This is a genomic window from Actinomadura harenae, from assembly GCF_003696215.1.
Classification (GTDB): Bacteria; Actinomycetota; Actinomycetes; order Streptosporangiales; family Streptosporangiaceae; genus Spirillospora; species Spirillospora harenae.
Window position 1 is genome coordinate 1 of the sequence record NZ_RFFG01000268.1, and the last position, 1,302, is coordinate 1,302.

General features: G+C 74.9%; 3 protein-coding genes. All 3 read left to right on the top strand.

Annotated elements, in window-relative coordinates; genetic code table 11:
- Positions 1–399 (top strand): hypothetical protein (locus tag EBO15_RS45025; RefSeq protein WP_199745200.1); only part of this gene is annotated, 399 nt, incomplete at its 5' end.
- A 92-nt stretch (positions 400–491) separates the two neighbouring features.
- Positions 492–854: a hypothetical protein gene (locus tag EBO15_RS43410; RefSeq protein WP_378238389.1), complete on the top strand. Its 363-nt coding sequence runs from the start codon at positions 492–494 to the stop codon at positions 852–854.
- Between the two features lie 162 nt (positions 855–1,016).
- The coding region (locus tag EBO15_RS43415) for a hypothetical protein (protein WP_199745201.1) at positions 1,017–1,302 on the top strand (286 nt) is incomplete at its 3' end.

The following is a 1,302-nucleotide window of genomic DNA, read 5'->3' on the forward strand; positions in this document are numbered from 1 at the left end:
GTCCCGCCGGGGGTGCTGCTGCACGAGTGCGCCCGGCTGGCCGACCGGGCGGGCGGGTGGCCGCTGGCACTGGCGGACGCCGCGCCGGTCGTCGGCCTGCGGCACGTCCAGCGGCAGCGGGTGATGCTGACGGCGGTGCAGGCGGAGGTGGCCCTCGCGGCCGACGGGCGCCGGACGCCCGCCGGGCTGGCCGCCGCACTGGGCCGTCCGGTGGTGGTGTGCCTGGAGGCGGTGCGCGCGCTGACGGCGCTGGGCCTGGTCGAGCGTCCGGTGGTGGGCGTCGGCGGGCCGCTGCGGCGGCGGACGCGGCCCGCGGTCCCGTCGCGCGGTTCGCAGGCGGAGCCGCCGGTCGGCCTGGAGACCCTGATGCGGCTGCGGGCCGCGCTGGAGCAGGTGTGACGGCCCGCCGGAGGGCGGGCCCGCGTCTTCCCGGCATGCGTGGACGAGTGATGAGAAGGATCATCCGAGCGGAAGGAGACCTCGTGTCGAACATGGACCTGTCCCTGAAGGAGATGATGTCGATCGACGGCGCCATCGGCGCCGCCGTCGTCGACTACGGAAGCGGCATGGCGCTGGGCGTCCAGGGCGGTTCCAAGGCCCTGGACCTCCAGGTCGCGGCGGCCGGGAACACCGAGGTCATGCGGTCCAAGATGCGGACCATCGAGCAACTCGGCATGAAGGACGAGATCGAGGACATCCTGATCACGCTCGGTGCCCAGTACCACATCATCCGGCCGGTGACCGCGCGCAAGGGCAAGGGCCTGTTCCTGTACCTGGCGCTCGAGCGGAGCCGCGCGAACCTGGCGCTGGCCCGCCACAACCTGAGGGGCATCGAGGAGAACCTCGAGGTCTGATCCCGCCCCGCGGAACGGGCCCGGACGGTCGCCGTCCGGGCCCGTCCTCATGCCGGTTCCCTGGTCACCGGGCCGGGCGGAGGGACGGGCGCGTGGGAACGATTCGTCCGGCCGGTCGTTAGTCTGGAGAAACAAGACGTGGGCGGGTTTGGGGGCACGGACATGACCGACCGGAGCGGGAGCGGGCCGGACGACGGTGGCTCGACCGGCGACGACGCGTCCGCGCAGGCGCCCGCCGTCCCGGCGTCCGAGCTTGATCACCTGCCCGGTGACGCGCCCGGTGACGTGGCTGATCACGCGCCTGTCCGCGTGTCCGGGACCGGGCGGGAGCCCGAGCCGCTGTCGAGCGTGGTGGCGGGGTCGGCACGGGCCGCCGTGGACGGGCTCGGCGAGGTCACGCGTGGGCTCGCGCCGGTCGCCGAGCGGGCGGCGCGGGGCGCCTCCGCCG